This window comes from Streptomyces sp. NPDC059456 (assembly GCF_042750055.1).
Lineage (GTDB): Bacteria > Actinomycetota > Actinomycetes > Streptomycetales > Streptomycetaceae > Streptomyces.
Genome location: NZ_JBHYVA010000426.1, coordinates 1 through 7,446 on the forward strand (window position 1 = coordinate 1; position 7,446 = coordinate 7,446).

Genomic DNA, 7,446 nt, shown 5'->3' on the forward strand with positions numbered 1-7,446 from the left:
CCCGCCCCCCCCCCCCCGGGGGGGGCGCGCCCGGCCCCCCCCCCCCACGGGTACGTCGAACGGCAGTCTTGTCCAGACACACCCTCGCCCCGGCTCCCCCCGCCCCGGCCCGGCCGGAGGCGGACCGGCGCCCCCCGGGCACCCTCCTGCCGGCCGTTGCCCTGCTCGCCGGCGCGGCGGGCCTGGCCCTCGTCGTCCGCGCGGACGTCGTGCACCCCCCGTTCCAGGGCGCGGACGACCGCTGGCTGCGCTGGATGGGCGGCCCGCACGAGGGGATCCCCGCCGTCCTCGCGGCCGTCCTCGACCGGTTCGGCGGCCCGCTGGGCGTCGTCGTCCCCCTCGCGCTGCTGGCCTGCCTGCTCGTCCGCAGGCGCTGGGTGTCGGCCGGCTTCCTCCTGGCGGCCTACCTCGCCGGCAGCGTGCTCGTGGTGCAGGGGCTCAAGCACCTGGTGGACCGCCCGCGTCCGGCGCACCCGCTGGTCCGCGTCGACCACGGCTCCTTCCCCTCGGGCCACGCGGCGGGGGCGGCGCTGCTCGTCGTACTGGTGGGGGTGCTGCTGGTGCCGGCGGCCCGGCGGCGCGCGTGGTGGGCCGGGGGCGCGGTGTTCACGGTGGCCATGATGTGGAGCCGTACGTGGCTGCACGCCCACTGGCTCAGCGACACCGTGGCGGGAGCGGCGGCCGGCGCGGGGACCGCCCTGCTGGCGTGGTGGGCCTTCGCCCCCGCCCTGGCCCGCGAACACGACCGCGCACACGACCGTCGGGCCCGACGGGCCCCGCACGCACCGTGACCGGGCCGACCCGGGCATCGTCCCGGTTGCCGGGGCGGCCCGGGATGCGGGGTTGCGGCGGCCATCGGCCGTGGAGCGGGGTGTCCACCGTGCGGGAACCCCTGCTCGATCACCTGGTGTTTGCGGTGACGACCTGTCACCCGCCGACTGCGCGGTGACGCCGCCCCGGCTCGAGGCGATCGCCCGGGCGTGGGCACAGGACGACGACGGCCCGCTGCTCCACGAGCGCGTCCAGGACACCCCCCGCCCGGCCGACGTCCTGCGTTTCCGCGGCGAAGCAGGTGCCGGTCTTCTTCGGCTGAGCCCCGCCCCGACAGCGGAGGCCGTGCGGCGAGCCCGGGCCCCGGCCCCACCGGGCGCGGGACGAGCGGGGGACGGGGTTCAGTCGTCGGCGCGGCCCTCTCCGGCCATGAACCGCCAGACCAGGGCGTGCCCCAGGACGATCAGTCCGATCAGCATCAGGGCCTCGGCCTGGATGGGGCGCAGACCGATGTGGCCGGCGAGTTCGGGGAAGGCGCCGACGACGGCGATGAGGGCGTAGAGCAGTGCGACCCCGGCCTGCTGACAGGTGACGAAGCGGTCGCCCCGGGCGCGGGACAGCAGCCGCAGGGTGCACGCGCAGCCGACCACGGCGAGGGCGATGAAGGCCCCGCGCCAGATCTGTGGCTGCCGGGTGCCGCCGACCTGGGCGAACAGGCCCATCAGGGCGGGCAGCAGGAAGGACAGGTAGATCCCGCCGACGAGACGTCGCAGCGCGGGTTCGCGCATCCAGTCCGCGTGGCTCTGGACGACGTTCCACCACAGGCCGACCAGGGTGAAGCAGGTGGCGGAGAAGAGCGCGTAGAAGGTGCTGACGTCCATGGACTCCGAGGGTGGCAGCGGGACCGGACGCGGTGGGTGTTACACGCCCTGGTCCCGGCGCGCCCCGCCGGTACGGCCTACACGGCCGCGTGCGCGCCCCGTCGCGTCGGCGCCGCTCCGCCCGTCGCCGGCTGCGGGCGGCCGGCGACGGCCGTCAGGAGGTTTCGCGGTGGATCAGGACGGCTTCCATGGCGGGGAGCGGAGGGGTCCCGCCCGTCTCGATCAGCTCGTGCAGGGCGGCGGCGACGCGGGCCGGCGAGGGCAGGTCCAGCCGGACCGTGGTGAGGGCCGGCCGCTGGAGGGCCGAGAGGACCAGGTCGTCGGAGCCGACGATCGCGACCTCGTCCGGTACCGCGATGCCCTCGGCCTGGAAGGCGTGCAGGAGCAGCGCCGCGTACTCGTCGTTGTAGGCGAAGACCGAGTCCAGACCGAGGCCCGGCCAGCTCCGGGCGAGGGCCGTCGCGGACTCCCTGGTGTACGCGAGCTCCAGCGGGGTCACCGTCGCCATGTGCCGGGCGGCGACCGACTCGGCCCCGGCGAGGCGCGGACCGGCGAGGGTGCCCAGCCCGCGTTCCCGGGGCAGCACCACGCCGATCCGGGTCCGGCCGCGGGCGATCAGGTGCTCGGCGGCGGTGGCGCCGATGGCGGCGTGGTCGAAGCCGATGGTGTGGACGCCCGGCACCGGGCCGGCGGCGAAGGCGAGCAGGCCGCGCACCCCGGCGCGGCCGAGCAGTTCGGCGGCCTGGGCGGTGAAGCGGTCGCCGTCGAGGGCGACGACGGCGGCGGGGCGCAGTTCGGCCCAGGCGCGGGCCGCGTCGAGGGGGTCGGTGAAGCGGCCGGCGTGCAGGACGGCGGTGTAGCCGTGCCGGTCGAGCTCGCTGTGCAGGTCGTCGACCCAGTCGCTGACGAGGCGGCCGATCGCGGAGATCGAGGCGGGCATCAGGACGAGGTTGCTGCGGCCGGCGCGCAGGGAGCGGGCCGCGGCGTGCGGTACGTAGCCGAGCTGCCGGGCGGCGTCGAGGACGCGGGTTCGGGTGCCCTCGCTGACGCGGTGGCCGGGGGTGTCGTTCAGGACGAACGAGACGGTGGCGCGTGACACCCCGGCCAGCCGGGCGACGTCGGCGCTGGTGATCGACACGGGCGACGTGGCGGTGCTCGTCTCCTTGGGTTCCCTGGGCATGGTCCTCGGTGCTCCCTTGGGTCGGCCGTCCCCTCCCTTCCCAGGTTACACGAGTTAGATCATTGGGCCCCGCGGGCTTCGTGCAGGCGGCGCGAGGGCCCGGCGAGGTCGTCCAGGGCGGTGACGACCGAGTCGAAGCGCATCGTGGTGCGCGTCCGCGTCCCGTACGGGTGCCAGTGCGGCATGCCGGGGTGGTTCGGGTCGCCGGTGCGGACGAACGCGATCCAGGCGCGGTGCATGGTCCGCGCGAGGCCGTCGCGGACGGCGGGAGCGAGCCCGGCGAGGAAGGGTGCGTGCGCCCAGTGCCCGAAGTTGTCGAAGACGAAGGGCAGTTCGAGGCAGTGTGCGGCGCCGAGCCGGCCTTCGTGGGCGGCCGCCTGGAGGTCGAACTGGTAGGCCCAGACGGGCCGCCCCGTACCGGCGCGGGCTTCGGCGAGCCCGACGCAGGGGACGCGGAAGAGCTCGTCGGTGATCAGGTCCATGAGGACGTCGGCCGGGCGGGCGCCGGGGCGGGCCGCCTCGTACGCGGCGTACACCTCGGGGGCCGGCCCGGTCCCGAAGGTCTCCGCGATCCGGTCGGTCACCTGCTCCCTGGTGGCGGCGGCGTACCCCTCGTCGAGGGCGAAGCCGAAGTTGGCCTCCTCGCGGGTCCAGCCGATCATGACGTCGAGGTCGGCCGCGGCGCCGTGCAGCAGGGCCCGCACCGGGTGGCGCGGCAGGGTGTCCCCGTCGACGACGGGCAGGAACGGGGTCGGCCAGTGGCCCCAGCGCGTCGTGCGGGCGAACAGGCCGCCGGCCGCACCGATCAGGGCCGGCCAGGGCAGTGCGCGCAGTTCCTGCGCGGTCTTGGCGCCGGTGAGTTCCCGGTAGGCGGCGGTCCGCTCCCGGTACGCGTCCGGACCGGGGAGGTCCAGGCCGAAGGGCGGGCTCTGCAGGATCACCCGGCGGATCAGCCCCGCGGCCTGCGGGTGCCCGGCGAGGGCGGCGGTGGACACGGCGCCGCCGGACTGGCCGGCGACGGTGATGTTCCCGGGGTCGCCGCCGAAGGAGGCGATGTTCTCCTTCACCCAGCGCAGGGCGGCGAGCTGGTCGGACAGCCAGGGGTTGGCCGCCTCGTCGCGCTCGTCGTCCTCCGGGGAGAGGTAACCGAGGGGTCCGATGCGGTAGTTGATGCCGACGAAGACGAGGTCGCCGTCGCGCGCGAAGGTCTCGCCGCCGTAGCCCGGCATGGAGCCCGAGCCCGAGACGAAGCCGCCGCCGTGGATCCACAGCAGCACGGGGCGGCGGGCGTCGTCGGCCGCGGGGGTCCAGACGTTGAGGGTGAGGCAGTCCTCGTCGAAGGGGGGCGTTCCGTGGCCGCCGAGGACCGGATCGCCGCCTTCGCGGTACATCTGCGGGGCGCTGGGGCCGTCGGCGCTCGCGTCGCGGGTTCCGCTCCAGCCGGGGTGCGGGCGGGCGGGCCGCCAGCGCAGGTCCCCGACGGGGGGCGCGGCGTACGGGACCGCCCGGAAGACGCAGATCCCGTCTTCGGTCGCGCCGCGCAGCCGGCCGGCGGAGAGGTCGACCACGGGGGGCGGCGGGGTGCGGTGTTCGGTGTGCGGCATGGGGCCCTTCCTTCGTCGCTCCGGGGGGGGCGGCGGCGCGGTGGGCGCACGCCGGCCCCGGGATGACGGTATGGCGAACATTGGACGACCGTCAAGAATTCTCGATATCAGCGCGCACCCTCACAGCCACAGGCTGTCGGCGGCGACCCTTTCGGCCTCGGTCCGCAGCAGTGGCGCGAACGCCCTCCACAGCAGCATGCAGGCGCCGGCGCCGGCGAGCGCCCCGGCGAAGGTGTCGCTGAGCCACTGGGCGTGCAACCAGGTACGACTGCCCATCATCGCGACGACGTACAGGCCGCCCACCAGCCACCACCAGCGGCGCGCCCGGGGCGGGAACGCCACGACGGCGGCCACGACCACCAGCGTCACGGCGCTGAACACCTGGCCGGAGGGGTACGAGCCGTCGTTCACCAGGACCCACGGATGCGGCGGGCGGGGACGGTCGACGAGCTGCTTGAGCGGGAGCACCACGACGACGTTCGCCGCGATACCGGCGGTGAGGGCGAACAGCGCGGACCGCCAGCGCCCGTAGACGCAGAGGCAGCCGATCAGCCCGAGCGGCAGGACCGTGCCGAGCGGGCCGCCGAGCCGGTCGAAGACGATGGCGAGACCGGTCAGGGCGTCGCCGCGCGAGCTGTGCACGGACGCGGCCCAGCGGTCGTCGAGCCCCTGGAAGAAGGGCCGTTCGCCGGCGGAGAGCAGCAGCCCCATCAGCAGCGCGACGCACAGCAGGGCCGCCCCGACGGCCGGCGCATGGCGCGGCGGCGCAGCCGGGAGGTGGTGCCGGGGGGCGGGGACCGGGGACAGGGGCGCCGGAGGCCGGGGAGGGGGCGCGGCAGAGGGGGAACGCGGCATGGCGGGCCTTTCACGGGGGCCTTCCCGGGCGGTGGGGGCACGTGGAGAGCAGGCAGGAGCGGGAGGGAGGTGCAGAAGCGCGGCCGGAGCGGCCGACCACGGCCGGACGGACGAACATGGCCGGACGGACGAACACCGGACGGGGAGCACAGGGCACGGTGCACGGTGCACCGGACGCGGCGCACAGGGCACGGTGCACGCTGCACCGGACGCGGAGCACCGGGCACCAGGCACCGGGCGCCGGGCACCGGGCACCGGACACCGGGCACCAGGCACCAGGCACGGAGCAGAGAGCACGGAGCGCAGGGCACCGGACACCGGGCGCCGGAGCCGTGGGGTGGGGCGGGCTCTCCCGGTGAGCGGCGACGGGGTCGTCGCGATGCGGCACGGAGTATTGCGGATGCGTGACCGCCGCCACAAGTGCAAGAGGGATTCAGGACACAACAGCCCTGCTCAGTGGCCTTGGGCGGGTGGTTACACGTCATGGCCGCACAGCTCGCCGGTCGGTCACGATCCGCACATCGCAGCGCCACAACCTCTGGCGGGGCCCTGAAATGGGTGCTACACAGTGTCCAAGCGCCGAAGGTGACACGTGTAACAACATCACGTGAACCGTGGTCACCCGCCGACTCGAAGCGTCTGCTCCGCATTCCCTCGCGCCCTCCGTCCCGCGGCCCGCGGCTCGCGACCCGCAGCCCGTGGCCCGCAGCCCGTCGCCCGCGCAACAGGGCCGCTGCCCCGCACCGAGCCTCCGCACCCCTTCTCGCTCCGTCCCCCGAGGAGTCGTCATGGCCCAGAACGAACTCATCGATCCGCCGGCCCACGCGGATCCGGAACCTCCCCGCCAGCGCGCGCTCCTGCCGCTGCTGCTGGTCGCCAACTCCGCCATGATGGCGGTCTACATGGGCGTCGGCTCGATCCTGCTGCCCACCCAGGTCGCCGCGATCGACCCCGTCCACAAAGTCGCCGTCCTCGGCGTGATCGGCGGGATCAGCGCGGTCTTCGCAACCGCCTTCAACCCGATTGCGGGCGCCCTCTCCGACCGCAGCGGGCGCCGCAACCCCTGGGTGCTCGGCGGCGCCCTCGCCTCCCTCGCCGCGCTGGCCTCCCTCGGCCACGCGAAGACCGCGCTGCTGCTCGGCATCGGCTGGTGCCTGGTGCAGGCGACCATGAACGTCTTCCAGGCCGCGGTCACCGCGATCGTCCCCGACCGCGTGCCCGTGGCCCGGCGCGGCACCGCCTCCGCGCTGGTGGGGCTGGGCCTGCCGATCGGCGGCACGGCCGGGGTGCTGGTCGCCTCCCGGACGGCGGAGCACCTGCGCACCGGATACCTCGTCTTCGGCGTGATCGTCGCCTCCGCGGCCCTGCTGCTCACCCTGACGTGCCGGGACGTCCCGCGTACCGGGCCCGCCCCGGCCGCCGTCTCGAAACGGGACCGACTGGCCGCCTTCCTCTCGGCGTTGGCGAACCACGACTTCCGCTGGGCGTTCATCGGCCGGGCCCTGATGGTCCTCGGCTACTTCTCCGTCGTCGGCTACCAGCTGTACATCCTCGACGACCACATCAGCCTGCCCGCCGGGCTGACCCCGCCCGCCGCGATGGCGGTGCTCACCCCCGTGTCGATGGTCGCGATGGCCCTGTCGACCGTGGTGGGCGGGCTGCTGTCCGACCGGTGGGACCGCCGCAAGGTGTTCGTCGGTGTCTCGGCAGCGCTCGCCGGCCTCGTCATGGTGGTCCCCGTGGTCAGCCCGACCTGGACGGGCATGCTCGTGTTCAGCGCCCTCAACGGGCTGGCGTTCGGCTGCTTCATGGCCGTCGACACCGCGCTGGTCACCCTGGTCCTGCCCCGGGCCGAGGACGCCGCCCGCGACATGGGCGTCCTCAACATCGCGAACGCCGGACCGCAGATCATCGCCCCGTTCGTCGCCTCGGCCGTGGTGACCGGCCTCGGCGGGTACACCCCGCTCTTCCTCGTCGGCGGGGCCCTCTCGCTGATCGGCGCGCTCGCCATCCTCCCGATCCGCGGCGTGCGCTGATCCCCGCCGGGGCGCCGCGTACCCCCCCCCCGCGGCCCCGCCCCCAAGCCCGCGGGGGCCAGCCCCGGGGGGTGGGGCCCCCCGGGGCCCCGGCGGGGGGCCCCCCCCCCCCCCCCGGC

Annotated in this window: 6 protein-coding genes; 2 read left to right on the plus strand and 4 right to left on the minus strand. The window is 75.3% G+C overall.

What is annotated here, in order from left to right; all coding sequences use genetic code 11:
• Window positions 1–68: 68 nt before the first annotated feature.
• Window positions 69–791, plus strand: a complete 723-nt coding sequence (locus ACFXA3_RS29075; RefSeq protein ID WP_385191483.1) for a phosphatase PAP2 family protein — start codon at window positions 69–71, stop codon at window positions 789–791.
• A gap of 381 nt (window positions 792–1,172) precedes the next feature.
• Here ACFXA3_RS29075 and ACFXA3_RS29080 read toward each other — a convergent pair whose 3' ends face one another.
• From ACFXA3_RS29080 to ACFXA3_RS29095, 4 genes are all read right to left on the minus strand, one after another.
• Window positions 1,173–1,652, minus strand: a complete 480-nt coding sequence (locus ACFXA3_RS29080; RefSeq protein ID WP_385191484.1) for a hypothetical protein — start codon at window positions 1,650–1,652, stop codon at window positions 1,173–1,175.
• A gap of 154 nt (window positions 1,653–1,806) precedes the next feature.
• Complete coding sequence (locus tag ACFXA3_RS29085; RefSeq protein WP_385191485.1) at window positions 1,807–2,832, minus strand: LacI family DNA-binding transcriptional regulator; 1,026 nt, start codon at window positions 2,830–2,832, stop codon at window positions 1,807–1,809.
• A 59-nt stretch (window positions 2,833–2,891) separates the two neighbouring features.
• Window positions 2,892–4,436 carry a carboxylesterase/lipase family protein gene (locus tag ACFXA3_RS29090; protein WP_385191486.1) on the minus strand — a complete coding sequence of 515 codons (1,545 nt, stop codon included), beginning with the start codon at window positions 4,434–4,436 and terminating at the stop codon, window positions 2,892–2,894.
• 120 nt (window positions 4,437–4,556) lie between these two features.
• Window positions 4,557–5,291, minus strand: coding sequence for a phosphatase PAP2 family protein (locus ACFXA3_RS29095; protein WP_385191488.1), 735 nt, complete (start codon window positions 5,289–5,291; stop codon window positions 4,557–4,559).
• A 788-nt stretch (window positions 5,292–6,079) separates the two neighbouring features.
• Between ACFXA3_RS29095 and ACFXA3_RS29100 the strand changes: the two genes are divergently transcribed.
• Entirely contained in the window at window positions 6,080–7,327 is a 1,248-nt protein-coding gene (locus ACFXA3_RS29100) for an MFS transporter (RefSeq protein WP_385191490.1), read from the plus strand.
• Window positions 7,328–7,446 lie beyond the last annotated feature (119 nt).